This window comes from Desulfovibrio desulfopostgatei (assembly GCF_053570645.1).
The window spans coordinates 2,612,679-2,636,629 of record NZ_JBRBQS010000002.1; the positions used below are offsets into that span (position 1 = coordinate 2,612,679).

Consider the following 23,951-nt stretch of genomic DNA (forward strand, 5'->3'; position numbering starts at 1 on the left):
CTTTGGCACACATCGCGTGCTGTCAGCCTCGGTGTGAAAACGGGCAAGACAAAAAATCCCGGAGCCGATGCCGCCTAGAACGTGTAGTTAAGCTCTGCAAAGTAGGCCTTGGGATGCGCACACGCGGGGCACATCTCGGGAGCGTGGTCACCCTCCACAAGACAGCCGCAGTTCAGGCAACGCCATACCGTAGGCTTGGTGCGCATGAACATGCGCCCTTCCTTGATATCCTTGGCAAGCGTAAGAAAACGCTTTTCATGGTAGGCCTCGGCAACGGCGATCTGGCGCATGACGGCAGCAACCTCAGAAAAACCTTCTTTGTCAGCCGTAGCCGCAAATTCAGGATACATGACGGTGTGCTCGTGGTTTTCGCCACTGGCGGCTGCGATAAGGTTGGCCTCGCTGTCAGCGATGACCCCGGCAGGATACGCCGCCGTGATTTCCACATCTCCACCTTCAAGGAACTTGAACAGGCGCTTGGCGTGTTCTTTTTCCTGCAAGGCAGTTTCTACAAAAATTTCCTGCACCAGCACAAAACCGTCATTCTTGGCCCGCCCGGCAAAGTAGTCATAGCGGTTACGCGCCTGAGATTCACCAGCAAAGGCTGTAAGAATATTTTTTTCCGTCTGGCTGCCTTTCAGCGATTTCATAGCGTCTTCTCCTTGGAATGATTGGTGGCTGCGCGCCTATTGGCGCAACGGCAAAGAAGAGCATGGTCAACAGCGCCCCTCTTCTTGAACCACTCTAATCAGGAATCATTCCTATGTCAAGCAGAAGTAGACTCCGCTTCGGCAAGCTGTGCTTCGAGAGCCGCAATCTGCGACTCGAGCGACTGGATTTTGCTTTCCACCGCCGCGCTGCTGCCGCTGCCAGCGTGGCTGGCCAAGCTGGAAAGCTGGCTCTTCAGGGCCTCAATCTGCTTCTTGATCTTCTCGGTAGGATCGGAAGAGCTGTCGCTACCGCCGCCGCCAGCGCCCCCGGCCTTGGTCGAACCACCGCCACCAGCTTTGCCGGTTTCACCATCGGCAGTTTCGGCAGAAGTATCGCCCTTGTCTTCCGCAGATTGCGATGTCGCAGCCGTTGACGAGCCTTTGTCGTACATGTGGATCTTTTCAGAAAAAAGCTTCTTGGCTTCATCAGATATATCAACGGTGTCGCCTGAATCGGACGAATCGCTGCGCGTACGGATGGTATTCGACCCCAGACCAACCTTGTAAACCGCCTCAGCGTTGCTGGAACCCAACAGATTGCCAATCCCTGTTGCACTCATATGACGCCCCCCGCAGTAATCTTAGCTGCGAAATGCCGCATCATTTTTAATAGTGGCTCCCCCACAGAAACCCTGGGTGCGGCTGCCCAACGGGTTTGCACCCGGCAAAATCTGCCGGATGCACCTTTCCGCAGGTAGTACAGCAACAACCATGCCGCAGGCAGTCTTTACAGCCTTGGCCGCCTATGGCAGCTTTGCTGCATGCCTGCCCGCAAAGTCCCTGCCACCCCCCTTCACGACCTGCCCGCCACGGTAGAATTTACCCTGGCCGATGGAACGCGGCTGGCGGCGGCAGTGCGCCTTTCAACCCGTTCGCGCAGGGCAAAGCTGTCGCTCACGCCTCGGGGCGGCCTTGTGCTGACTACCCCGCTGACCATGGGACCAGCACAACTCCAATCAAGCCTGCCGCTCTTTTTGCCCTGGCTGGAGCGCGCCCGCACAACCCTGCTGCGCAGGGTGCCCGCCCCCCAGTTGCCGCCCAGCATCACCCTGCCGCTCACAGGCGAATTTTTTGCCGTTGTACCCGGTGGGGATATGGCAGCAGGGCGCAAAGCCGCCACTGCGCAAACCGGCAAAACTGCCACGGTACAGGTTGCCAACGGTGCACGGCGTTTGCTGCTGGTGGAAAGTTCAGATCAGGTGCGCCTGTATGGCGCCGTGGATGACATCTCTTTATGCGCGCAGGCCTTGCGCCAGTGGTGCCGCAAAAAAGCAGCACGCCTGCTGCCGCCGTATCTGGAGCAGCTTGCGACAACGGAAGGCTTTGCCCTTGCGGGTGTCAGCGTGCGGGACCAGAGCGGACGCTGGGGCAGTTGCTCCCGCCTGCGCCGGGGCCGCCCCCCTCAGCCCGTAGCGCAACGGTCAAAGCTGCCGCAAGGGGCTTTTGGTCGCCCCAGATCGCTGGAACAGCTCACCACGCGCATCCGCAACTTTTTTTCCACCCCGCCCCTGCCCGCCGCATATGACGCGGCCCCATCCTTTGCCCAAAGCGGCTCAGCCCTCGCCCCTGCACATCCGGAGGGACGCATCAGCCTCAACTGGCGCGCCCTGCTTCTGCCAGCCCCGCTGCTGGAGCATTTGTGCTGGCATGAGTTGTGCCACTTGCGCCATATGGATCATTCCCCGGCCTACAGGGAGGAGCTAGCCCGCTTTTCGCCCCAATGGCCCGCGCGTGAAAAGGCGCTCAACGCCGCGTGGCGGAGCTTGCCATGGTGGGCGCTGCCCGGCGAGGATGCCTCCCCCAGCCGCTGATTTCCCCCAAGCCTCGCCCTCGCTCCGCGCGCAAACATGCGCAATCCTGCATCGGCTGACAACATGAACCACGCCGCACACCAACTACCAAGATGCTCCATAAATGAGCGACAGGTGCAAACCCGCGCGCGATGGCGGGTTATATTAAAAAATATCCAGAGTATTCCGCAATGACGCTTCAATATATTGCATAAGCCCTCACGGAAAATGCATAATTTTTATTGAACCTTAGCCAGACAGAAATGGACAAAGTTTATACTTTGAGCGATAAAAGACAAACAGACAGATAGGCATTCAGTCTGCACAACACACCGTCATCATGCGCAGGCATCCCCTGCTGCGCACACCCTCTACTTGCCGCTGTAATGGTAAGGAGCGCGCCAATGCCCATAGACAAGCATGAATGGCCTGTACTGATTGTTTCTGGTGAATTTGACGCGGCAACAGATGAAGGTTGCAGACTGCGCGACCTGAAAAAGCAGCTTGTGGAAAACAAGGGATGCTCTGTTCTCATATCCCTGCGATATGAAGACGCTATAAATATTTTTGCATCCCGCGCAGACCTTGGAACTGTTATCATAGACTGGGATATACAGTGCGAAGACCCCGGAGAGCAGGCAACGGCAGCAGAGTTGCTTGAGAACATCCGCCTGCGCAATAAAACCATCCCGGTTGTGCTGCTCACTGATCATTCCGAGCTGGAGAATCTGCCCACGGATGTTCTTTCCAAGGTGGACGACTGCATCTGGAAGATAACAGATACCGTGGATTTTCTGGCCGGACGCATCGAAGTGCTGGTCAGCGATTACCTGCAAACGGTGTATCCGGCCTTTTTCGGCGGCATGGCCCGCTACGCCAATGAATACAAATACGCATGGCACACGCCCGGTCACATGGGCGGCGAGGGTTTTCTCAAAAGCCCCGCAGGCGTGGCCATGCACAAGTTTTTTGGCGAAAACGTCTTCCGCGCCGACCTTTCCATTTCCGTTCCCGAGCTTGGCTCCCTGCTTGACCACAATGGCCCTGTTGGCGATGCGGAAGAAAATTCCGCCAGAGTCTTTGGGGCGGACATAACTTTTTATGTGCTCAACGGCACCTCCAACGTCAACCAGATCATCTGGCGCAGCCAGGTGCTGCGTGACGACATAGCCTTTGTTGACCGCAACTGTCACAAATCGCTCAACTATGCCATGGTCATTACCGAGGCATACCCCGTGTATATGACGCCACGGCGCAACCGGCGCGGCATCATCGGGCCGTGCAGGCTTTCCGAATTTTCAGAAAAAAGCATCCATAAAAAAATCGCCGCCAACAAGCTCATTCCTGACGAGCTGAAAAGCTGCCGGGTCAAGATGTCCGCCCTCACCAACTCCACCTATGACGGGCTGTGCTACAATGTGACCAACATCAAGAAGCAGCTCCGCAAGAGCGTGGACAACCTGCACTTTGACGAGGCGTGGTACGCATACGCCCGTTTCAGCCCCATGTATGAGAACCACTATGGCATGACGGATGCCGACAATGTGGCCGATCATCCGCCCATTTTCTGCTCGCAGTCCACCCACAAGCTGCTCACGGCCTTTTCGCAGGCCTCCATGCTGCACGTAAAGCACGGTACGCATGTGCGGATCAACCGCGATGAACTCAACGAATCCTACATGATGCACGGCTCCACATCGCCACAATACAACATGATCGCCTCGCTCGATGTGGCCACCAAGATGATGGACGACGACGGCGAGGTGCTGCTGCGCGACACCATTGCCGAGGCCGTTCGCATCCGCCGCAAGATCACCCTCATGGAGCGAGAAATGACCGCCAGGGGCGACTGGTTTTTCAGCATGTGGCAGCCCAGAAGGGTTCCTTATCAGAAGGGTATGCATGACTTTCTGGAAGTGCCCGCCGAATATCTGGCAGAAAACCAGCTTCCATGGGTGCTGAACAGCGACAACAACTGGCACGGATTTGACGATATTGAGCCGGATTACGTCATGCTTGACCCCATCAAGCTGACCTTCATCACGCCCGGCCTTGCGGAAGACGGCACAATGGCGGATACGGGCATTCCGGCTGCTATTGTCACCAACTACCTGATACGGCACCGCGTGGTGTGCGAAAAAACCGACTATTATTCCTTTTTGCTGCTCAACTCCATCGGCACTACCAAGGCCAAGGAAGGGGCGCTCATCTCGGGCCTGCTCAAATTCAAGCAGCTCTATGACGCCAATGCCCCGCTGAGCGTTGCCCTGCCCGATCTCTACGCCGCCTTTGCTGAAACATACAAAGGTATTGGCCTCAGAGATCACAGCAACGCCATCCATCGACACTTCCGCGAGCACAAGCTGCTGGACAAGATGCAGGCAGCCTTTCAGGGCATACCAGATCAGGTCATGCGGCCTGCGGAGGCCTACCATGAAGTGGTGCGCCACAATGTGGAATATGTGGAACTGGCCGACCTGCGCGGGCGCGTCCCGGCTGTCATGATTGTGCCCTACCCGCCAGGCATTCCCGTCATGATGGGCGGCGAGGTGATGAACGAGGCGGCGGAACCCATATTTGCCTATCTTGAGGCGCGCCAAAACTTTGAAAATGCCTTTCCCGGTTATGAAAGCGACATCCACGGCGTAGAACGCATAGAACGCGATGGCAAAAAATACTTCAGCGTATTGTGCGTAAAAAAGTAGCCATGTCCGCTGATTCCTGCCCCGGAGCGCCGGAGAGCAATTTTTAACCGCAGCAAAAGGACGGCAGCCATGACCACGCCGGGCACTAAAAAACTTGGTCTTTTCGCCTGCATCACTGTGGTGGCGGGCAACATGATGGGGTCTGGCATTGCTCTTTTGCCCGCAAACCTTGCGGGCATCGGCAGCATATCGGTCATTGGCTGGCTGGTGGCCATTCTGGGAGCCATGGGCCTGGCCTATGTGTTTGCCCGTCTGGGCATGGAAGACCCGCAGGAGGGCGGCCCCATAGCCTATGCCAGCGAAATCGGGCCGGAGCTGGGCTATCAGACGGGCCTGCTCTATTATCACGCCAACTGGATAGGCAATCTGGCCGTAGCCATAACCGGCGTGGACTATCTTTCGGTATTCTTTCCCGCTCTGGAGCATCCCCTGTGGGCAGGCTTCGCATCGCTGGCCCTCATCTGGATATTCACAGGCGTGAACATTCTGGGCGCGGCCTGGATAGGCAGGCTTGTTTCCATCGGGGTCGTCCTGCTGCTGATCCCCGTATTCATTACGGGCACTGTGGGCTGGCTGTATTTTGATCCTGCAGTGTTTTCCGCCAACTGGCTCGCCGGGGGCAAACCTGCGGGCAGCTCCGTCATGAGCGCCGTTGTGCTTTGCATCTGGAGCTTCATAGGGGTTGAAAGCGCCTCGGTGAACACAGCCGTGGTGGACAACCCCAAGCGCAACATTCCGCTTTCCACCCTCATCGGCACGGCTCTGGCCGGGCTTGTGTACATACTTTCCTGCACGGCCATATCGGGCATGTTTCCCGCAAAGCAGATGGCGGAATCCGGCGCGCCCTTTTCGCTGGCAATGGGGCATATCTGCGCAGGGCTGCCCCTGGCCCATCTGGTGCCGGACATGGTTTCGGCAGTGACCGCCTTTGCCTGCCTGGCCTCGCTGGGCTCATGGATAATGCTTGTTTCCAACGCTGGCTGCCGCGCCGCGCAGGACGGAACCCTGCCGCCCATCTTTGGCAGAAAAAACGCCAAAGGTCAGCCCGTAGCAGGGCTGGTTCTTTCAGCCTGCATGATGAGCGCCATGCTGCTTTTGATGATGCTTGTCAGCCGCGCGGGGGACACGCAGGATCTGTTCAACAGCATTACCAGCGTGGCCGTGCTGCTGACGCTCCCGGCCTATTATTACTCTGCTCTGGCGCTGCTCAAGCGGTATGGTCTGCGCAACCGGGCCGCATGGCTCAAGGTTGCGGCATCGCTCGGCGCTTGCATGTTCTGCCTCATCGCCTTTTCCGGCGCGGAAAAAAACGCCCTGTCCGGGGCTGTCATTGTCATGCTGGGCGCGTTCATTTTCTATGTGGGCAAACCACGCCCCGCCCGTCAGGGATAGCGTAAAAAAAGGCCTTCTCCGGTTCATGGGAAGGCCTTTTTTGTTTCTATTCGGCATCTGGTCAGGCTCAGGGTTTGAGCATGCGCATGGAATCTGCCTTTCCGGCCACCACAAGAGAGTCTCCCTTGTGCAGAACTGTTGTGGCGGGCGGCACAAAAACAAAGGCATTTTTCCCCGCCGGGCGAATACCCATGACCATAACATTGAACTGCTGTATCAGGTTCAATTCAATGAGGGTTTTCCCGTCCCACTCTTCCACGCGCAGTTCCTGAATGGCAATGCCGCCGTACTTGGGGATAAGGTCGAGCATGCCGGGGTGGGTCAACTGGTGGGCCGCCATGACGGCAGCCTCGGTTTCCGGCACCATTGCGCGGGTAACATGCAGGCGTTGCAGAATTTTTTTGTGTTCTTCGTTGGAAGCTTTTACCCATATCTTGGGGCCGTTCAGCTCCTGCACGTTGAGGGTGATGCTCAACGACTGTTCCACGCTTTCCCCAACGCTGATCACCACCCAGTCCAGATCCTGCACATGCAGCGACCGCAGTACGGCAATATTGGTGGCATCGGCCTTGTATACGGTATCCAGCGCTTCTTCCGCCCTTTGCACCCTGACCTCGGACATATCAATGCCAAGCACTGTATGCCCCAGCGACACCAGGGTGGAGGCCATGCGCAGGCCAAATTTGCCAAGGCCGATAACGCCGATTTCCAGTTTTTTTTCCGCCATAATTACCTCTCTGACCGTCAGGCCACGACCGGGCAGGCCCGCCTACCCGATGGGAAGCTGGGCCTCTGCCACACTGTAGGCCTTTTTTGACCGCAGGCTCTGCACCGCCATAAGCAGGCTCAAAATGCCCACCCGGCCCGCAAACATGCTGAAAATTATGATTCCCTTGCCCGCAGAACTCAAATCCTGCGTTAAATTTACGGAAAGCCCTACAGTGCCAAGTGCCGAAACTTCTTCAAACAGCAGGCGCAAAAAGGATGCGGCCTGAGTGCCCGCTCCGGCAATAACTTCACCTTCCGTGATGGCAAGCAGAAAGACCGAAATCCCCACAAGCATTGAATAGGCAAAAAACAGGGTCAGCGCCCGGCTGACATTCTCAGCCGCCACGCCGCGCCCTTCAAGCACAATCTGGCTGTCGCCCCGGAACTGGGCGGCAATGTAGCCCGCAAGCACGCGAAAAGTCACAACCTTGATGCCGCCAGCGCATGAACCGGGGCCACCGCCGATAAACATCAGGGCTATCAACACCAGCAGGGTGGCATCGCTCAGCACGACGAGGTCAATGGAACTGAAGCCTGCTGTACGCGCCACCACCGAATGAAAAAACATGGTGATGGCAAGATCGGCGCATCCATCCATTGTTCTCGGCACGCTCCCTCGCCAGAACTCAATGGCGAACATGACCACCCAGCCAAGAACAATAATTGAAAGGCTTGTTTTCACCACCAGACGGCTGAAGCGGCTGAGGCGGCGCACAGGCGCGCCCATGCGCCCCCCCGTGCAGATGCCCAGAAATTCCCGCAGCACGCCAAAGCCTATGCCCCCCAGAACAACACTGGACGCAATAACGGCATTAACGACCACGTCGTCCCGAAAAAGAGCCAGGTTGGTTGTGCTCAGGGCAAAGCCTGCATTGCAGAAGGCTGAAACAGCATGAAACACGGCGCTGAACGGGTAGAAAAATACAGGGTCGTGCAGCCAGAGCAGGAATGCGGCCACTGCCTCAATGCCAAAAACCAGCCCAAGCACCTGCCGCAAAAAGGCGGCAAGACTGAAGTCACCCCACAGCAAGGCCTGACTTACGGCCTCGCGGCTGTTGAAGGGCACGTTATTGCGCCACAGCAGAAAAATGATGCTTGTGTAGGTCATGACCCCCAGCCCGCCGGTCTGGATGAGGCACAACAGTACCCCCTTGCCGAAAGGGCTGAGCACCTCGCTTATGTCCAGCGGCGAAAGACCGGTAACGCAGACAGCCGAGGTTGCGAGAAAGCAGGCGTTAATGGGGCTGATGCTCTGCCCCTTGGCCCAGCTTGCAGGCAGACCGAGCAGTACTGACCCCGCAATGATAACCGCAAGGAATGACAACACCGGCCAGGTGAAGGGACTCAAAAAACGTTTTCTTGCCATATCCCGTCTATGCCAGCCGGGGCAGGTAAATGCAAGGCATGGCAAGGCGGGCTTTACAGCAGATGGCATACGGAGTATTCATGTAACCAGTGCTAGGGGAGCCGCGGATCGTAAGGTTTGGCGGCTGAGAGTGGGATAAACCCAGACCCTATGAACCTGACGCAGTTCGCACTGCCGTAGGGAAGCCGCGGCCACGACGCTGTTCCGCTGCTTGTGGCTTTTTTTGCGCCCTGCGTCGCAACCCGCGAGGCACAACCATGTCTGCATCTTTTCGTTCGCAGAATTCCGCTCTGAGCGGCCTGCTGGACAAACACCTCACCAATCTGGCCGAGGAAGAACAACTCGCCCCCGAATCCATTGTTGAAGCCATAGAGGCGGGCACAATGGTGCTGCTGGGCAACCCCGCGCATCCCAACCTCAAGCCCATTCTTGTGGGCCAGCCCTCACGCATCAAGGTGAACGCCAACATCGGCACTTCGCCCCTGTGCAACTGCCCTGCTACGGAAGAACGCAAAATCAAGGCCGCCCTTGATGCCGGAGCCGACACCGTGATGGATCTTTCCATCGCGGGCGACCTTGACGCCCTGCGCCTCGGCATGCTCAAGGCCTGCCCCCTGCCGCTTGGCACCGTGCCGCTCTATGCCGTGGGCCAGCAGATTCTGGACGCGGAGCTGGATATCGCCACCATGCAGCCCGATGCCCTGTTTGCCGAAATCGCCAAGCAGGCTGAACAGGGCGTGGACTTCATCACCGTGCACTGCGGCCTTTCCAAACGCGGCGCTGAAATGGCCGTCAAAAACAACCGCGTGCTGGGCATTGTTTCGCGCGGCGGCTCCATGCTCGCCCGCTGGATGCTCGAAAACAACCGGGAAAATCCGCTGCTGGAATACTACGACCGCCTGCTGGACATCTGCCGCCCCTACAATGTCACCCTTTCGCTGGGCGACGGCCTGCGCCCCGGCGCGGGCGTGGACGCGGGCGATGCCGCCCAGTGGGAAGAAGTCATCAACCTGGGCCAGCTTGCCAAATACGCCCTTGAACGCGGCGTGCAGTGCATGATCGAAGGCCCCGGTCACGTGCCGCTCAATCAGGTGCGCACCCAGATTCAGGGCATCAAGCGCCTGACCAACAATGCCCCCCTGTACGTGCTCGGCCCCCTGTGCTGCGACAGCGCCCCCGGCTATGACCACATTGCCGGTGCCATCGGCGGCGCCATGGGCGTTGAGGCTGGCGTGGACTTTCTGTGCTACCTCACCCCGGCCGAACACCTTACCCTGCCTGACGAAGCGGACGTGCGCGCTGGCGTCATGGCCTCGCGCGTGGCCGCCCATGTGGGCGAAGTGGCCCTTGGCCGCCCCGCCGCAGTTGCCCGCGAGGCTGCCATGAACGCCGCCCGCAAGGCTCTGGACTGGGAAGCCATGTCCAAGGCCGCCCTTGACCCGCAGATGCTCGAAAAACGCCGCGAAGACCACAAGACAGAAGAAGTCTGCGCCATGTGCGGCAAATTCTGCTCCGTCAAGATGCTGCGCGGCCATTAGAACATTTAACAGCTGAAATGCTCGCTTATTGCGGGCAAAAGCCTGTCTGCCCGCATTTTGCGACAAGGATTTTTCAGAAAATCATTGTCGAGCAGGTTCCCTGATTTACTGAAGGAGGCCCCCGCAAGGAGGCCTCCTTTTTTTGCCTCAGCAGGAGCATCGCGGCCTGCATACCCCATAATGATTGCTCCCGCACACAGCGGAACGCACCCTCCCCTCAAAGTTCTGAGCGCGCTGGCATTGCCCGTTCTGCATGCCGCCGCGCAGCTTCTCCCGTGTGTCAATTTTGCGTGGAAAAATGTTTGTGCGCTCAAAGAGCTTTACTATCTGCCCGAAAGTTCTTATAAACATTTCATGTGAAAAAAATAACAAAATTTCAATCAACCCGCCCTCGCGGCGGATATGTGCCATAGCACACTGGAGGATCATATGTGGGATCAGGCTGCCGATTACAAGAATGTGCGGGAAATCCGCGTTAAGACAACTACCTATCTGGGCGTTGGCGCCATTGATAAAATAGACGATATCCTTGCCCAGCTTAAGAGCGAGGGCATCACGTCCATACTCTGCGTTTGCGGTGGGCGTTCATACAAAATCACGGGCGCTTGGGACAAGGTTGAAGCCGCGGCACAGAAGCACGGAGTCACGTTGGCGCTCTACAATCGCGTCACCCCCAACCCCACCACCGACAGTGTGGACGAGGCCGCAGCCTTGGGCCGTTCAGTCAATGCGGGCGCAGTGCTGGCCATAGGCGGCGGCAGCCCCATCGACTGCGGCAAGAGCGCCGCCATCCTGCTGGCAAACCCCGGCAAGACTGGCGATGATCTGTACTGCTTCCGCTTTACGCCGCAAGCGGCCCTGCCCATCATTGCCATCAACCTCACCCACGGCACCGGCAGTGAAGTCAACCGCTTTGCCGTGGCAACTGTGACCAAGCTGAACTACAAGCCCGCCATTGCTTACGATTGCATCTACCCCCGCTTTGCCATTGACGACCCCGCGCTCATGACCGGGCTTTCACCCGACCAGACGCGTTATGTGTCCATTGACGCCGTCAACCATGTGGTGGAAGCCGCCACTACCACTGTCACCAACCCCTTTGCCATTTCGCTGGCGGCAGAGACCATCCGGCTTGTGCACCAGTGGCTGCCTGCCGCCCTTGCCGATCCCTGCGACCTCAAGGCCCGCTATCAGCTGTGCTACGCCGCCATGCAGGCAGGCGTGGCTTTTGATAACGGTCTGCTGCACTTCACGCATGCGCTTGAGCACCCCCTGAGCGCCGTCAGCCCCGACCTGTCGCACGGTCTTGGGCTTGCCGTTCTGTTGCCCGCAGTAATCCTGGAATGCTACCCCGCGCGGCCCGATGTGCTGGCGCACATTCTTGCGCCCCTGGCCCCCGGCCTCAAGGGCCTGCCGGAAGAAGCTCCGCAGGCCGCCAAGGCTGTGGAGCAGTGGCTTGCCAGTGTGGGCGTGCCGCAAAAGCTTGAAGACATCGGCGTGACCGCCGCTGACGTGGACAAGTTCTGTGATCTGGTGGAACAGACCCCTTCGCTGGGCCTGCTCATTTCCGTTGCGCCTGTGGAAGGCACGCGGGAACGCGTGGCGCGCATTTACAACAATTCTCTCAAGCCCATGGCTTAAAAAGGATCGCCATTGCCAACGCACGGTGCGTTGCAATTGAAAGAGGTCAGCGCGTGAGTGCTGGCCTCTTTTTTGGGGTGCCTGTGCGGCGCGCAATTTTGCCTTCCCGGCGTGGTGTTGTGAGTGGTTGCAGCCCTGCGGGCGCACTATTTCGCCCTTAGGCGAAGCTTGGGACGCCTGCGCGGCGCGCGGCAAGGCGGGGCCGGTTATGGGGCTACGCCCCCTTCTCGGCCCCCCTTGCATCCCCCCCGAAGCACCCCCATAAGAAGGGCTTTCAACTTCCTTAGCGTGGCGAGGGCAACGCGGCATCTGCTGCGGGAGCTTCCTTCGTTCGCTGCACTCTCTCAGGTGATCTCCCTCCGCCAACGCCGCGTTAATGCCAGAGGACACTTTCGCTTTGAATGTGGGACAGTTTCAACTCGATACCCCTAATATAATTGTTAGTTTCTGGATTGCATTTACATTATTCTCAGTAGCTCTGAATATTCTGACATCCCCGCAAATTACTTGTAACGATACCAATTTCCGTTCAGCCATGACCAGACAGGAAATTTACGAGTCAAAAAATATATTCACCATCAGAAGCTGGTCGTGGGGTCGCCTTCCTTATACTCGCCGGAGCGGATGCGGAGGCGATGGCTGGTGTTGAGTGAATTTGCAAAATACGCATTTTTTTGGCCTGACGGCGTTAAAATCCTGTTTTTGAGCGCAGCGTACTCAAGTACGTGAGCATCAAAAACAGGATTTTAACGCCGTCAGGCCAAAAAAGTCGGGTTTGCGTAAATACGCTCGACAGGCTCCCCCACCCACCCCGCGCCCAAACAGTCCTGCCTTTCCTTCCTCCACGCCGCCGCGCGGCAAAACCCACACGTCAAAAGAGGCCAACACTTGCGTGCTGGCCTCTTTTAGCGGGGTTGCCTGAGGAGGGCATTGGAGGAAGAGAAAGGCGCTGTGTCTGCGTGTGAAAAATCTCTGCCTAGATCTTGCCTACAAGATCAAGGCCGGGCTTAAGGGTGGCGCTGCCGGGCTTCCAGCGGGCTGGGCATACCTGATCGCCGTGTTCGGCCACAAACTGCGCGGCTTCCAGCTTGCGCAGCAATTCTTCAACATTGCGGCCAATGGGCGTGTCGTGGATTTCATAGGCCTTGATGACGCCATCGGGATTTACCAGAAAACTGCCGCGCAAGGCCTGCCCCGCGCCTTCAATCATGACGCCGAACGCGTTGGAGAGCGTTCCGGCGCAGTCTGCCAGCATGGGGTAGCGAATCTTGGCAATGCTGGGCGAGGCATCGGCCCAGGCTTTGTGCACAAAGGCGCTGTCGGTCGATACGGAATAGACTTCGCAATTGAGCTTTTTAAACTGCTCGTAGTTATCGGCCAGATCTTCCAGCTCCGTGGGGCACACAAAGGTAAAGTCCGCGGGATAGAAAAAGAAGATGGACCAGTGCCCCTTTATATCTGCTTCGGTAACAGTTTTCAGCTCGCCACCGTGAAAAGCCTTTACGTTGAAAGGTTCAACCGCTTTATTGATGAGATTTCCCATGATTGTATCCTTATGGCGAAGCGTGACGCTCCGGCAGAGGTTGCTGCAACTTCGTTTTGAAAACAGTATTCAATCCTATTTAATCTGTCAAGAAATTACGGCTGAAAAATCTCTTTTTTCCGCACACGCCCTTGCTCTCCACGCGCCGCAACCCTACCATAGCTTGCAGGGCAGTAAAACAGTGCACAACCGCCTTTTAGCCGCTGCATTGCTTTTTGCCTTTTTTTAGGCCAAAAGGTACCCTACATGCTGGCGACTGCAAGCCCTGGCCGCATCGACAGTTTTAACAAACGCACACTTGTTATTCGGGGGTGGGCATATATATGACAACACAGCAAAACAATGCCGGTCTTTCGGAATTTCTGGATTTCATGAACCGCAAAGGCCTGAACACCACATCCCAACGGCGAATCATAGCCGAGGCTTTTTTTGAATTGCCCGGGCACCACTCGCTTGAAGAATTTTATCAGCACGTGATCAAGCGCGATTCCGGCATCGGCCAAACCACCGTATACCGTACGCTCAAGCTGCTTTGCGATGCTGGCCTTGCCATGGAAATTCACTTCAGCGACGGCATCACCCGCTACGAAATTGCCAAGCCGGACAGCCATCACGACCACCTTGTCTGCCTTGACTGCGGCAAGATTGTGGAAATATGCGATCCGCGCATTGAAAAACTCCAGCGTGAAATGGCCGAAAAATACGGCTTCAAGCTGCGCGGTCATGTGCATAACCTGTATGGCATCTGCAAGGATTGCCGAGACAAGGCCGCCAAGGACGACTAAGGCCCACGCTTTGCGCTTTAGCGATTTTTTCGGGCTGCCCTTGGGCAGCCCTTTTTTATTCCGTAGTGAACGGGTGTATGCTTTCCGCACAAGGTAAATAATTTTTATGGCCCGTTTAAATGAAGTTGACATTCATTTTCTACAAGGGCAAACTACTCGCACATCCTCCCTGCGCCGCAAGGAACTTTGGAGGAAACAAGAGGTGAAGACATGGATATTCAACTGATTATCGTCATACTGTGCATAATTGCGGCTGCATATTACTTTGGCCGCAGGATTTATACGGCGGTCAGCAAGGGCAAATGCGGCTGTTGCGATGGCGGCTGCGGCGATGGCAAAAAAAGCTCATGCGGCTGCACCCCCAACGATGCAGAGGCGCAACGCCTTGAAAGCAAGCGGCTGAAATTTGACCCCAAAAAATAGAGATCAAGGCAAAAACTCCCGATCCCACATGCCCCCTCCTCCGGTTCGTCATGTAGGCAGAGTGCGAACCGGCTTAGCCCCGGCCCTGGCCTGTACCATGTGCCGGGGCTTTTTTCATGCTGCCCAACGAGACCGCAAAAAGTCACCACCTCATCGGCCAGGGGCGCTATTGCGCGAACCCCTCCTGCTCCAATGTTTTGCGGCCTTTCAGCGTCAGGGCTATACAGGCAGCAACAAAGGGCAGGCAGATCAGCATATTGATGGCAAGGGCAAGACCTGCATACTGGATGACAAGCCCGACAAGGCCAACGCCAAGTCCACCAATGCCGATGCCAAATCCCAGTGAAAATCCTGATGCCATTGCGGCCTGCCGGAAAAGCAGCTCTTGCGCCAGCACCACAATGGGCGAGAAGGACGAAAGAAGCGTCGCCCCGGCCAGGGCAAACACTACAGGTTGCAGGCCTGCGCCAACATGCAGAAAGAGGTAGAAAAAAATGGGAGAGAGGGCCAGGGACAAGAAAATAACAATGGTTTTACCGAACCTGTCTGAAAGATAACCACCCGCGATGCCGCCTGCTGCACCAGAAAGCAGCAGAATGAACAGCAAGTGGGAGCAGACGGACAAGCTCATGCCCTGCTGTTGCAAGTACAGAGGAAGAAAGGCCACAAGGCCGGAATAAGTCAGTGTGCGGACGGCAATAATCAGCACCAGCTTGCTCAGCTCTTTCCAGGCGGGGCGCAGGGCCTCCATCATCGACACTGTTTCTGCCTGCGATCTTGCGGGCGTTTTCTGAGCCTTGAAGGCCAATAATACCGTAACAATAATGCCCGGCACCACAAAGTAGGGCGTGACGCTCAGGCCAAACCGTTCCACCAGCGGGATGACAAACAGGGGAGTAAGCGCCCAGCCAAGATTCCCCGAAGCCCCAAAAACAGCCTGATACATTCCCTTTTTCTGCCCGCTCGCAGCGCTAACCATAGCCGATGCCTGCGGATGAAAAGCCGCAGCTCCAAGACCGGAAAGGGCCGCAAGCGCAATCAGCATGGTGGAGCTGTGGGTCAGACCTATGCAGCTCAGCAGTATCGCCAGCCAGGCCGTGCCCACATATATCATCCAGCTCTGGTTTTTTCTGTCCACCATATAGCCAATAAGCGGCTGAGAAAGCGATGAGGTAATGGTAAAGGCGGAAATGGCAAACGAAACCTCTCCAATACCAAAACCAGCCGCAATGAGAAATGGCGTAAGTATAGGAATAATATTCATATACCAGTCATTCAGCATATGCGCGAACGATATGGAATACACAACGTCTTTTTTGACTGTTGCTGAATTCATTATAATATTCTCCATTATTCATCTTTCTCGCAATTTGTGTAAATATGTTCATAGCCGCGTTCAACAAATGCGTTAATATCCATGAGGAAACGCAGTATAATTGCCTGCTCGTCTTCATCATATTTATTTACGATGCAGACTTTTTCGCCAAATGTTCTGTCATGGTTGATTTTATGGGCTTCAAATATTTTTTTTCCGCCTTCTGCAACCCTGAAATAGATATTTTTGTTATTTTCCGGCTCCTGATAACTTTCGATAAACTTTTTTTTCAGCAGCTTTTTGCAGATTTTACTTATGGCCCCACGCGTCATGCCCATCTCGTTAGAAACCTTTGTCACATTGGCATGATCAAGAGTTCCTATCCAATGGATGCAATGAACCTCCGTGAGGTTCAGGTCATCAAAAAAGTCTTCTCTCCCATGCCTGAAGGCATCGGCATGCTCAGAAATTTTGATGAGCTCGGCTACAATCCTGTGAGGCTGATTCATGACTGCTCCTTTTTGTTGACATGGAAACAATCTTGAAAAATTGTTTCCATGTCAACAAAAATTCTGAACGAACGTATGCCCCGATCCATTCGCTCACTCCCAGGATGGCTGACAGAAAAAAGCGCATCCGGTAAACCGGATGCGCCCAACAAGCCGCCATGCAACAGGGCATTACGGCAGTCTGACAGTTTATTTATTTGAGGATGTTATTCCCGTCTGCGCTTGAGCCTGTCCAGCCTCTCCTGCATGAGGAAGCGCCCGGTGACGGAATTGGGGTCAGCAACAATGGCCTCGGGCGTTCCGGCAGAGACTATTTGCCCGCCGTTTTCGCCGCCGCCGGGACCCATATCCAGCACATGGTCGGATGCCAGAATCATGTCTGTATTGTGCTCGATAACCACCACGCTGGCTCCCCTGTCCACCAGCGCATGCAGCACCTTGATAAGCTTGCCCACCTCGTGCATGTGCAGGCCCGTGGTCGGCTCGTCAAGAATGTACATGGTTCCCGGCAGGGACCGCTTGCCCAATTCACGCGAAATCTTGATACGTTGGGCTTCGCCGCCCGAGAGAGTCGTGGCGGGCTGCCCCAGCCGCAGATATTCCAGCCCCACCTCTTCCAGCACGGCAAGGCGGCGCTCCAGCGAGGGATAACTTTCAAAAAGCTGGCGGGCCTGATGCACGGTGAGGTCGAGCACCTCGGCGATGTTCAGGCCCTTGTAGCGCACTTCAAGGGTTTCATGGTTATAGCGTTTGCCCTTGCACACATCGCAGGTCACGTACACGTCGGGCAAAAAATGCATTTCAACGCGAATCTGCCCGTCGCCTCCGCAGGCTTCGCAACGGCCCCCACGCACGTTAAAGCTGAAACGCCCCGGCTTGTAGCCACGTTTGCGGGCGTCCTGAGTCATGGCAAAAATATTGCGAATTTCGTCAAAAATCTTGGTGTAGGTGGCGGGGTTGGAACGCGGCGTGCGGCCAATGGGCGTCTGGTCAATGGCCACAATGCGCTCCACAGGCGCGGAGCCTTTTTCATATTCCAGCCCGCCGATGGTGCCGGGCTGATCCACGCGCAGGCCAAGGTTCAGGGCCACATGCTTGTAGAGCGTATCCACCACCAGCGAACTCTTGCCTGAGCCGGAAACCCCGGTCACACAGGTGAGCACGCCCAGAGGGATGCGGCAATCAATATTGCGCAGGTTGTTGGTGGTTATGCCGTGCATGACCAGCGCCCCCTGTCCTTCGCGCCGCTCATCCGGCAGGGCGATCACGTCGTCGCCGCGCAGGTAACGGGCCGTGAGGGTATCCGCCTTGCCGAGCAGATCGTCCACCCGCCCCTGAAACATGATTTCGCCGCCCTGCGAGCCGGAGCCGGGACCAAGTTCAATGACCGTATCCGCCGCGCAGATGGTTGCCTCGTCATGCTCCACCACAAGCACGGTATTGCCGCGCGCCTGGAGTGAACGCAGGGTTCCCAGCAGCCGCTCGTTGTCACGCGGATGCAGACCGATGGAGGGTTCGTCCAGCACGTAGGTAACGCCAACAAGACCTGAACCGAGTTGCGATGCCAGACGGATGCGCTGGGCCTCGCCGCCCGAAAGCGTGGACATGGAGCGCCCCAGCGAAAGGTACTCAAGCCCCACGCTGCGCATGAACGACAGGCGGTGGGTCAATTCCTTCATGAGCGGTTCGGCAATGACAACATGCCGCCCCGTAAATTCACGTTTTTCCAGCCATTCCAGCGCGCGCTCAACCGAAAGGTTGCAGAACTGCGCGATATTCAGATCGTCCACCCGCACGGAAAGCGCGTTGGTGTTCAGCCGCGCTCCGTGGCAGTCCGGGCAATCCATGGTCTGCCGATAACGAGACAGGGCCTCGCGCCATGCATCGCCGTACTGCATGCCGCTTTCAAGCAGGGGGATAACGCCGGGCCAGCGTTTTTCGCTCACGCCCACCTGCCCCTGCGTGCGCAGGGCATCAGAAAAATGCTCGCTCTGGTAATCGCCGCCAGCGCCAAGGGCCACGCTGCCGCCCATCCAGTTGCGGCGCAGGCCCAGCGAAGCGCGCGCAGGGCGGCCCTGTTCATCCTCGCCGTAAAAAAGAGCGGAAAGCGCGTCTTCGCTAAACTGCTCCAGCGGCGTGGAAAGCTGAAATTTGAAGCGTTTGCCCAGAGCCTTGAGGGCGTCCTCATAGCGGCTGAACATTTTATCCGTGGCCCAGGGCAGCAGTGCGCCCGTGTTCAGCGAAAGCCCCATGTTGGGCGCAATGAGGCGCGGCTCAAAATAATCCACGCCGCCAAGGCCTACGCAGCGCGGGCAGGCCCCTTGCGGCCCGTTGAACGAAAACAGCTGCGGGCTGGGAGCAGGCAGAGAAATACGGCAATGCGCGCACACCGAAGTGGTGGAATGCACGGTGTCTGCATCCTGCCCTGCGGCGGCCTTGTCCGGCTCGTGCAGCACAAGGCGGCCCTCGCCATAACGCAGGGCCAGCTCGACCGAATCCGCCAGACGCCCCCGGATGCCCTCCTTGTTCACCAGGCGGTCAACCACCAGGTCAATGGAGTGCTTCTTGTTCTTGTCCAGCGTGGGCACATCGTCCAGCGTATAAAACTCGCCGTTGACGCGCACACGGGCAAAACCTTCAGCCTTGAGTTTTTTGAACTTGTCCTGATGCGTGCCCTTCTGAAGTTCCACCAGCGGAGCCATGACCATAAACTTGGCGCCCTGCGGCAGGGCCATGATATCGCCAATGATTTCATCTGCCGCGCGGGCCTCGATGGGCCGCCCGCACTGGGGGCAATACATGCGCCCAAGCCTGGCAAAAAATACGCGCAAAAAGTCGTAAATTTCCGTGACCGTTCCCACGGTTGAACGCGGGTTGCGCGAAACGCTCTGCTGTTCAAGCGAGATTGCGGGCGAAAGCCCCTCGATCTTTTCCACGTCCGGCTTGTCCATCTGGGGTAAAAACTGGCGGGCGTAGGCAGACAGCGATTCCACATAGCGGCGCTGGCCTTCGGCGTACACGATATCGAACGCCAGCGTTGACTTGCCGGAACCTGACGGGCCGCAAATCACCACCAGCTCGTCGCGTGGGATGTCCAGGCTGATGTTTTTGAGATTGTGCTGGCGGGCCTTTTCGATGTGGATGCAGGGCTTGCTTGTGTTCATGAAAGCATATGTAAGCGGCCCAAGGGGCATTGGCAAGGGCAGAGCCAGCGTATTTTTGCGCGCGCCCGCCGCTGCAAAATGCGCTTGCCGCCGCCCAACCGCCCGGCTCGCGCAATCCTTTGCCTGCGTGCATGGACAAGCCTTGCCGAAAGCGGTATAAAAATTTTTACAGCACGTCTGTTTCTGCAACCATCTGTCTGCGGGAGGATGTATGCCGCGTCATATACACTGTTTACTGATTGTTCTGTTGCTTGCCGCACTGTCGGATTCTGCGCAGGCCGCCGAAAGCGAGGTCACTGCCCGCAGTATCTTTGCACTGCTGCCCGAAAGTATTTTTGAAAACACTCCTGAAGGTCTGAGTCCGCAGGAAAAGCAGAAACTGCTTTCCGCAGGGCATTCGGAATTTTGGGAGATCGCCGGAGAAACGGAGGACGTTCTGGTGTTCGCCTCCATGCCGTTCAGGGATACAGCCGTTGCCCTGCGCCTGTTCCGCAACGTTGCGGACGGCTCCGTACTTGCCGCATTCGGCACTCTGGGCGGCGCGGTGTGCACCCTTGAGTTGTGGCGGGTTGACTCCTCTGGCCGCGCCGTACCTGTGGACACCCCGCAAGAACCGGACATAAGCGCCTTTTTTGCCCCGGGCCGCAAAATGCCGCCCGATGTTCAGGCTACGGTCATGATCTGCCTTGGCCTCGGCGGTCTCAAGGCGCAGCCCATGTTCTGGACCAATACGGGCATGGCACATGTCCCGGTAGACAATGACGTAAGCTTTCAGTGGAATGGCAAAAGTTTTGACAAGCTGGTGCAGCCGCAGGCTGATTAACAGCTCAGCATAAAAATCAGGGTTGGGTTCCCGCAAGGGAAAGGCCCGTTTCTGACGGAAAATATCCAGCAGAAACGGGCCTTGTTTTTGTGTAAAAAGTCAGCGTGGCGGCAACAGCTACATGGCTATTTTATTCTCTGGCGTTGCCAGAAAGCAAAAGAACTGTTTAACCCCGCCTGCCCGCAAGGCTGAACAGCACCAAAGCCCCCATAATGATCGCCCCGCCCGCAAAGGTGGCGGCCTCCGGCAGGTCGCCCGTCACCGCAAAATCAAGCAGCATGGACAAAAAGGGCGTCAGGAACATGTAGTTGGTCACAAGGCTTGTGCGGGGGGCAAGGGCAAGAGCTCTGGTCCAGAGCAGGTAGGCAGCCGCGCTGGGGAAAATCCCCAGAAAAAGTGCAAGCCACAGCGCGCTGGCGGGCGCAGCCTGCAACTGGGCCACGGTTTGCGGCAGGCAGTACAGCAAAAACAGCGTACCCGCAAAAAAACTCCAGGCGGCGATTTCCATGGAGCCGTAGTGTCGCGACAACGTGCGCTGCGTGATATTATAGAGACTTATGAGCACTGCGGCCACCAGCACCCAGCCCATGCCGGGGGCCAGCATAAATCCGCGCCCGCCGCCGTTCATCACCACTACGCCGCCAAATGCCAGCGCAAGCGCCAGCCAGCGCAGCACGGGCAAACGCTCACTGAAAAACAGACGCGCCAGCGCCGCCGTCAGAATGGGAGCCGTGGAAATGACAATGCAGTTGGTCGTGGGGTTGAGGGTGATGGAACCCTCATTGAAGGCCAGCAGATACAGCGTGAAGCCACTCAGCCCTGCTGCCGCAAACAGGGGCAGATGCCGGGCAGAAGGAACAAAAAATCTCCCGCTCGCCCTGCCCCTTGCCAGCAGGATGCCAACAAAGGCCAGCGACGCAACAGCGCACCGCACAAGGCCCAACGGCCCCGGCGTAAAAAACGCCAGCGCAACCTTGGTGTACACATAGGCGGTTGACCACAGCACGACGGTGGCAAAGGCATAGGCCTGACAGATCAGCGCGGGATTGTTCATGACTATTCTTGGCGAATAGTTACATGCTGCGGAAGCCCGAAGTATCGCCCGCATACGCCGCGCGGGCGGCCCGGGCTTTCGTGGCCGGATATCGGCCAGTTCGGGCAATCGCTATTTTTCCAGCCACTCCCCAAGACGGGTTGCGAGAGTTGCCTCATCAAAGCGCGGGGTGGCGTACATGCCTGCGGCCTCGCGCTGGCGGGCTGCTTCTGCAAGAATGATAGCTGAAGCCACAGACACGTTGAAGCTCTGGATCATGCCGTACATGGGGATGTACAGCTCGCCATCGGCTGCGGCCAGCAGTTCCGGCTCAACGCCGCTGTGCTCGTTGCCCATAATCACTGCCGTGGGGCGGGTAAAATCCCATTCCCGCATGGGGCGGGCCTTTTCTGTAAACGAGGTGGCAAGCACCTGCATGCCCTGACCGCGCAGTTCGGCAAGCATGTCTTCGCTGGTTTTATGACGCACGCTTTCCACCCACTTGCGGGCAGAAGCGGAGGTCTTGCGCCCCAGCACGGGAAAAGCCGTGTTGGTGTAATACAGGTGCACGCGGCTGACGCCAAAGGCATCGCACGAGCGGTAAATGGCCGAAACGTTGTGCGGGTCGTGAATATTGGCAAGCACCAGTGTAAGGTCCGGCTGGCGGTGACTCAGCACTTCCAGAAAGCGGGCCTTGCGCCGTGCTGTAGGTTCTTTGGGCATAGCTGATTCCTTACACATTGTAATTTATTGCTGCCCTTGTGTGGCAGAAAACGGCCTTTCAGGCAAGTGCGCCGATCTGCAGGGATGGACGGATAATGCCAATTAGGGTACATTTAACACACTAGTCTTGGCCGATTTTTCTTATCGACCTGCAATCCATTCACTTTTTTCAGGAGCAACATGAATCTATTCCGCCTCTCTGCATATGCTCTGAGCGCACTGCTGCTTACTCCCTACACGGCTCTTGCCGCCGCCGACCATCTTACAGTTCCCGGCACCCTCTCCGCATGGTGGATCATCCCTTTTGCGGGCATGCTGCTTTCCATAGCCATACTGCCGCTGACCGCCCATGTTTTCTGGGAACATCACAGGGGCAAGATTTCCATTTTCTGGGCGCTCGCCTTTCTTGTCCCATGTCTGGCTGTCTATGGCCCCGGCGTGACCTTCTATGAATTCTGCCACATCATCCTGCTGGATTACGTGCCCTTCCTTGTGCTCCTTTTTTCACTGTACACGGTTGCGGGCGGGGTACGCCTTAAGGGCTCCCTCACGGGTACGCCGCCAGTGAATCTGGGGATTCTTGCCATAGGAACCGTGCTGGCAAGCTGGATGGGCACCACAGGAGCGGCCATGCTGCTTGTGCGCCCGCTGCTGCGGGCCAATGCGCACCGCAAATACCGTGTGCATTCTGTGGTATTTTTCATCTTTCTGGTGGCAAACATCGGCGGTTCACTCTCGCCGCTGGGCGACCCGCCGCTGTTTCTGGGTTTTTTGAAGGGCGTGGACTTTTTCTGGACAACCTCGCACCTGTTTTTGAAAACCCTGAGCCTGTCCACAGCCTTGCTGGCGATCTATTTTGTTCTGGACATGGTGCTTTATAATAAGGAGGGCCGCCCCGTACCGCCGATCAGCCCTGCTGACTCCGCGCCCGCGAAGCCGGGGCAACTAATGCCCAGCCAGGAAAAACTCGGGCTTGACGGCAAGATCAACCTGCTGTTCCTGCTGGGCGTGGTGCTTGCCGTGCTGCTTTCCGGCCTGTTCCCGCTGGGAACAATCGCCACGGTGGGCGGCGTGCCTCTGGAAGCCCAAAACGTGCTGCGCGATGCCGCCCTGCTCTGCCTGGCGTGGCTTTCCATGCGCCATACCAGCCGCAGATGCCGCGAACTGAACGGCTTTACGTGGGGGCCCATTGAAGAGGTGGCCCAACTGTTCTTTGGCATTTTTGTCAGCATGATTCCGGCCATGGCCATTCTCAAGGCAGGAACCTCCGGCGCGCTGGCCCCGCTGGTGGAACTGGTCTCGCGTGATGGGCAGCCGGTCAATGCCATGTACTTCTGGCTGACGGGCATTCTTTCCAGTTTTCTGGATAACGCTCCGACATACATGGTCTTTTTCAACACGGCGGGGGGTGATGCGCAAACGCTCATGCACCATATGCCCGAAACTCTGTCGGCCATTTCGGCTGGCGCGGTCTTTATGGGCGCATGCAGCTACATAGGCAACGCGCCCAACTTTATGGTGCGGGCCATTGCGGAAGATCAGGGCGTGCGTATGCCTGGGTTTTTCGGCTACATTCTGTGGTCGGTCTGCATTCTTGTGCCGCTGTTTGCCCTGCTGACCTGGTTTTTCTTTACCTAGGCGGCTGGGCTGGCCGGGGAGCTGACTGCTGACACAACCTGACAACGCCAACATACAAAAAGGCGGGCATAAAGCCCGCCTTTCT

General features: G+C 57.1%; 20 protein-coding genes and 1 riboswitch. Of the genes, 10 read left to right on the forward strand and 10 right to left on the reverse strand.

The annotated features are described in order from the left end of the window. Nucleotides 1-74: 74 nt before the first annotated feature. Together rbr and ACUZ9Q_RS11530 are read right to left on the reverse strand one after the other, a co-directional pair. Nucleotides 75-650, reverse strand: a complete 576-nt coding sequence (gene rbr / locus ACUZ9Q_RS11525) for a rubrerythrin (protein ID WP_192113312.1) — start codon at nucleotides 648-650, stop codon at nucleotides 75-77. A 116-nt stretch (nucleotides 651-766) separates the two neighbouring features. Next, nucleotides 767-1,270, reverse strand: a complete 504-nt coding sequence (locus tag ACUZ9Q_RS11530; protein WP_227118835.1) for a FlxA-like family protein — start codon at nucleotides 1,268-1,270, stop codon at nucleotides 767-769. A gap of 201 nt (nucleotides 1,271-1,471) precedes the next feature. Between ACUZ9Q_RS11530 and ACUZ9Q_RS11535 the strand changes: the two genes are divergently transcribed. The 3 genes from ACUZ9Q_RS11535 (at nucleotide 1,472) to ACUZ9Q_RS11545 (ending at nucleotide 6,597) form a co-directional block, all read left to right on the forward strand. Further along, nucleotides 1,472-2,521, forward strand: coding sequence for a M48 family metallopeptidase (locus ACUZ9Q_RS11535; RefSeq protein WP_449247915.1), 1,050 nt, complete (start codon nucleotides 1,472-1,474; stop codon nucleotides 2,519-2,521). A gap of 383 nt (nucleotides 2,522-2,904) precedes the next feature. Further along, nucleotides 2,905-5,205 (forward strand): Orn/Lys/Arg family decarboxylase, encoded by a 2,301-nt coding sequence (locus ACUZ9Q_RS11540; RefSeq protein WP_449247916.1) that lies wholly within the window; start codon nucleotides 2,905-2,907, stop codon nucleotides 5,203-5,205. Nucleotides 5,206-5,274: 69 nt separating this feature from the next. Continuing rightward, complete coding sequence (locus ACUZ9Q_RS11545; RefSeq protein WP_297145937.1) at nucleotides 5,275-6,597, forward strand: amino acid permease; 1,323 nt, start codon at nucleotides 5,275-5,277, stop codon at nucleotides 6,595-6,597. A 67-nt stretch (nucleotides 6,598-6,664) separates the two neighbouring features. Here ACUZ9Q_RS11545 and ACUZ9Q_RS11550 read toward each other — a convergent pair whose 3' ends face one another. Together ACUZ9Q_RS11550 and ACUZ9Q_RS11555 are read right to left on the reverse strand one after the other, a co-directional pair. Next, nucleotides 6,665-7,324: a potassium channel family protein gene (locus ACUZ9Q_RS11550; protein ID WP_192113307.1), complete on the reverse strand. Its 660-nt coding sequence runs from the start codon at nucleotides 7,322-7,324 to the stop codon at nucleotides 6,665-6,667. Nucleotides 7,325-7,366: 42 nt separating this feature from the next. Beyond that, nucleotides 7,367-8,731 carry a TrkH family potassium uptake protein gene (locus tag ACUZ9Q_RS11555; protein ID WP_227118838.1) on the reverse strand — a complete coding sequence of 455 codons (1,365 nt, stop codon included), beginning with the start codon at nucleotides 8,729-8,731 and terminating at the stop codon, nucleotides 7,367-7,369. An 84-nt stretch (nucleotides 8,732-8,815) separates the two neighbouring features. Further along, a riboswitch (TPP riboswitch) is annotated at nucleotides 8,816-8,931 on the forward strand. A 57-nt stretch (nucleotides 8,932-8,988) separates the two neighbouring features. On the opposite strand from ACUZ9Q_RS11555, the gene thiC reads away from it, so the two are divergent. Both thiC and ACUZ9Q_RS11565 read left to right on the forward strand, forming a co-directional pair. Beyond that, on the forward strand, nucleotides 8,989-10,269 hold the full coding sequence (gene thiC, locus ACUZ9Q_RS11560) for a phosphomethylpyrimidine synthase ThiC (protein WP_192113305.1): 1,281 nt from the start codon (nucleotides 8,989-8,991) through the stop codon (nucleotides 10,267-10,269). Between the two features lie 429 nt (nucleotides 10,270-10,698). Further along, entirely contained in the window at nucleotides 10,699-11,910 is a 1,212-nt protein-coding gene (locus ACUZ9Q_RS11565; RefSeq protein ID WP_300552659.1) for an iron-containing alcohol dehydrogenase, read from the forward strand. A 976-nt stretch (nucleotides 11,911-12,886) separates the two neighbouring features. Here ACUZ9Q_RS11565 and ahpC read toward each other — a convergent pair. Next, nucleotides 12,887-13,453, reverse strand: a complete 567-nt coding sequence (gene ahpC, locus ACUZ9Q_RS11570; protein WP_215648091.1) for an alkyl hydroperoxide reductase subunit C — start codon at nucleotides 13,451-13,453, stop codon at nucleotides 12,887-12,889. On the opposite strand from ahpC, the gene ACUZ9Q_RS11575 reads away from it, so the two are divergent. From ACUZ9Q_RS11575 to ACUZ9Q_RS11585, 3 genes are all read left to right on the forward strand, one after another. Beyond that, nucleotides 13,452-13,682, forward strand: a complete 231-nt coding sequence (locus tag ACUZ9Q_RS11575; protein ID WP_215648092.1) for a hypothetical protein — start codon at nucleotides 13,452-13,454, stop codon at nucleotides 13,680-13,682. The genes ahpC and ACUZ9Q_RS11575 overlap by 2 nt on opposite strands. 94 nt (nucleotides 13,683-13,776) lie before the next feature. Further along, the gene (locus ACUZ9Q_RS11580; protein WP_192113301.1) at nucleotides 13,777-14,238 is read left to right on the forward strand and encodes a Fur family transcriptional regulator; all 462 of its coding nucleotides are present in this window, start codon (nucleotides 13,777-13,779) and stop codon (nucleotides 14,236-14,238) included. A gap of 210 nt (nucleotides 14,239-14,448) precedes the next feature. Beyond that, entirely contained in the window at nucleotides 14,449-14,661 is a 213-nt protein-coding gene (locus ACUZ9Q_RS11585) for a hypothetical protein (protein ID WP_192113300.1), read from the forward strand. A 166-nt stretch (nucleotides 14,662-14,827) separates the two neighbouring features. Here ACUZ9Q_RS11585 and ACUZ9Q_RS11590 read toward each other — a convergent pair whose 3' ends face one another. The 3 genes from ACUZ9Q_RS11590 to uvrA form a co-directional block, all read right to left on the reverse strand. Then, nucleotides 14,828-15,997, reverse strand: a complete 1,170-nt coding sequence (locus ACUZ9Q_RS11590) for an MFS transporter (protein ID WP_192113299.1) — start codon at nucleotides 15,995-15,997, stop codon at nucleotides 14,828-14,830. 14 nt (nucleotides 15,998-16,011) lie between these two features. After that, nucleotides 16,012-16,485 carry a MarR family transcriptional regulator gene (locus ACUZ9Q_RS11595; RefSeq protein ID WP_449247917.1) on the reverse strand — a complete coding sequence of 158 codons (474 nt, stop codon included), beginning with the start codon at nucleotides 16,483-16,485 and terminating at the stop codon, nucleotides 16,012-16,014. Between the two features lie 206 nt (nucleotides 16,486-16,691). Then, on the reverse strand, nucleotides 16,692-19,649 hold the full coding sequence (gene uvrA, locus ACUZ9Q_RS11600) for an excinuclease ABC subunit UvrA (RefSeq protein ID WP_192113297.1): 2,958 nt from the start codon (nucleotides 19,647-19,649) through the stop codon (nucleotides 16,692-16,694). A 211-nt stretch (nucleotides 19,650-19,860) separates the two neighbouring features. Here uvrA and ACUZ9Q_RS11605 point away from each other — a divergent pair, with 211 nt between their 5' ends. Further along, nucleotides 19,861-20,472 carry a hypothetical protein gene (locus ACUZ9Q_RS11605; protein ID WP_215648095.1) on the forward strand — a complete coding sequence of 204 codons (612 nt, stop codon included), beginning with the start codon at nucleotides 19,861-19,863 and terminating at the stop codon, nucleotides 20,470-20,472. Nucleotides 20,473-20,638: 166 nt separating this feature from the next. On the opposite strand, the gene ACUZ9Q_RS11610 is transcribed toward ACUZ9Q_RS11605, so the two are convergent. Next, a complete protein-coding gene (locus ACUZ9Q_RS11610) occupies nucleotides 20,639-21,526 on the reverse strand; it encodes a DMT family transporter (RefSeq protein WP_449247918.1) in 888 nt (295 codons plus the stop codon). A 111-nt stretch (nucleotides 21,527-21,637) separates the two neighbouring features. Beyond that, complete coding sequence (locus tag ACUZ9Q_RS11615) at nucleotides 21,638-22,228, reverse strand: TrmH family RNA methyltransferase (RefSeq protein WP_192113294.1); 591 nt, start codon at nucleotides 22,226-22,228, stop codon at nucleotides 21,638-21,640. A 180-nt stretch (nucleotides 22,229-22,408) separates the two neighbouring features. Between ACUZ9Q_RS11615 and ACUZ9Q_RS11620 the strand changes: the two genes are divergently transcribed. Next, nucleotides 22,409-23,866: a sodium:proton antiporter gene (locus ACUZ9Q_RS11620; RefSeq protein WP_449247919.1), complete on the forward strand. Its 1,458-nt coding sequence runs from the start codon at nucleotides 22,409-22,411 to the stop codon at nucleotides 23,864-23,866. Nucleotides 23,867-23,951 lie beyond the last annotated feature (85 nt).

Excerpts from the sequence above, each read along its gene's own strand:
- rbr (WP_192113312.1), bottom strand. The coding sequence starts at position 650 with ATGAAATCGCTGAAAGGCAGCCAGACGGAAAAAAATATTCTTACAGCC.
- ACUZ9Q_RS11530 (WP_227118835.1), bottom strand. The coding sequence starts at position 1,270 with ATGAGTGCAACAGGGATTGGCAATCTGTTGGGTTCCAGCAACGCTGAG.
- ACUZ9Q_RS11535 (WP_449247915.1), top strand. The coding sequence starts at position 1,472 with ATGCCTGCCCGCAAAGTCCCTGCCACCCCCCTTCACGACCTGCCCGCC.
- ACUZ9Q_RS11540 (WP_449247916.1), top strand. The coding sequence starts at position 2,905 with ATGCCCATAGACAAGCATGAATGGCCTGTACTGATTGTTTCTGGTGAA.
- ACUZ9Q_RS11545 (WP_297145937.1), top strand. The coding sequence starts at position 5,275 with ATGACCACGCCGGGCACTAAAAAACTTGGTCTTTTCGCCTGCATCACT.
- ACUZ9Q_RS11550 (WP_192113307.1), bottom strand. The coding sequence starts at position 7,324 with ATGGCGGAAAAAAAACTGGAAATCGGCGTTATCGGCCTTGGCAAATTT.
- ACUZ9Q_RS11555 (WP_227118838.1), bottom strand. The coding sequence starts at position 8,731 with ATGGCAAGAAAACGTTTTTTGAGTCCCTTCACCTGGCCGGTGTTGTCA.
- thiC (WP_192113305.1), top strand. The coding sequence starts at position 8,989 with ATGTCTGCATCTTTTCGTTCGCAGAATTCCGCTCTGAGCGGCCTGCTG.
- ACUZ9Q_RS11565 (WP_300552659.1), top strand. The coding sequence starts at position 10,699 with ATGTGGGATCAGGCTGCCGATTACAAGAATGTGCGGGAAATCCGCGTT.
- ACUZ9Q_RS11575 (WP_215648092.1), top strand. The coding sequence starts at position 13,452 with ATGATTGTATCCTTATGGCGAAGCGTGACGCTCCGGCAGAGGTTGCTG.
- ahpC (WP_215648091.1), bottom strand. The coding sequence starts at position 13,453 with ATGGGAAATCTCATCAATAAAGCGGTTGAACCTTTCAACGTAAAGGCT.
- ACUZ9Q_RS11580 (WP_192113301.1), top strand. The coding sequence starts at position 13,777 with ATGACAACACAGCAAAACAATGCCGGTCTTTCGGAATTTCTGGATTTC.
- ACUZ9Q_RS11585 (WP_192113300.1), top strand. The coding sequence starts at position 14,449 with ATGGATATTCAACTGATTATCGTCATACTGTGCATAATTGCGGCTGCA.
- ACUZ9Q_RS11590 (WP_192113299.1), bottom strand. The coding sequence starts at position 15,997 with ATGAATTCAGCAACAGTCAAAAAAGACGTTGTGTATTCCATATCGTTC.
- ACUZ9Q_RS11595 (WP_449247917.1), bottom strand. The coding sequence starts at position 16,485 with ATGAATCAGCCTCACAGGATTGTAGCCGAGCTCATCAAAATTTCTGAG.
- uvrA (WP_192113297.1), bottom strand. The coding sequence starts at position 19,649 with ATGAACACAAGCAAGCCCTGCATCCACATCGAAAAGGCCCGCCAGCAC.
- ACUZ9Q_RS11605 (WP_215648095.1), top strand. The coding sequence starts at position 19,861 with ATGCCGCGTCATATACACTGTTTACTGATTGTTCTGTTGCTTGCCGCA.
- ACUZ9Q_RS11610 (WP_449247918.1), bottom strand. The coding sequence starts at position 21,526 with ATGAACAATCCCGCGCTGATCTGTCAGGCCTATGCCTTTGCCACCGTC.
- ACUZ9Q_RS11615 (WP_192113294.1), bottom strand. The coding sequence starts at position 22,228 with ATGCCCAAAGAACCTACAGCACGGCGCAAGGCCCGCTTTCTGGAAGTG.
- ACUZ9Q_RS11620 (WP_449247919.1), top strand. The coding sequence starts at position 22,409 with ATGAATCTATTCCGCCTCTCTGCATATGCTCTGAGCGCACTGCTGCTT.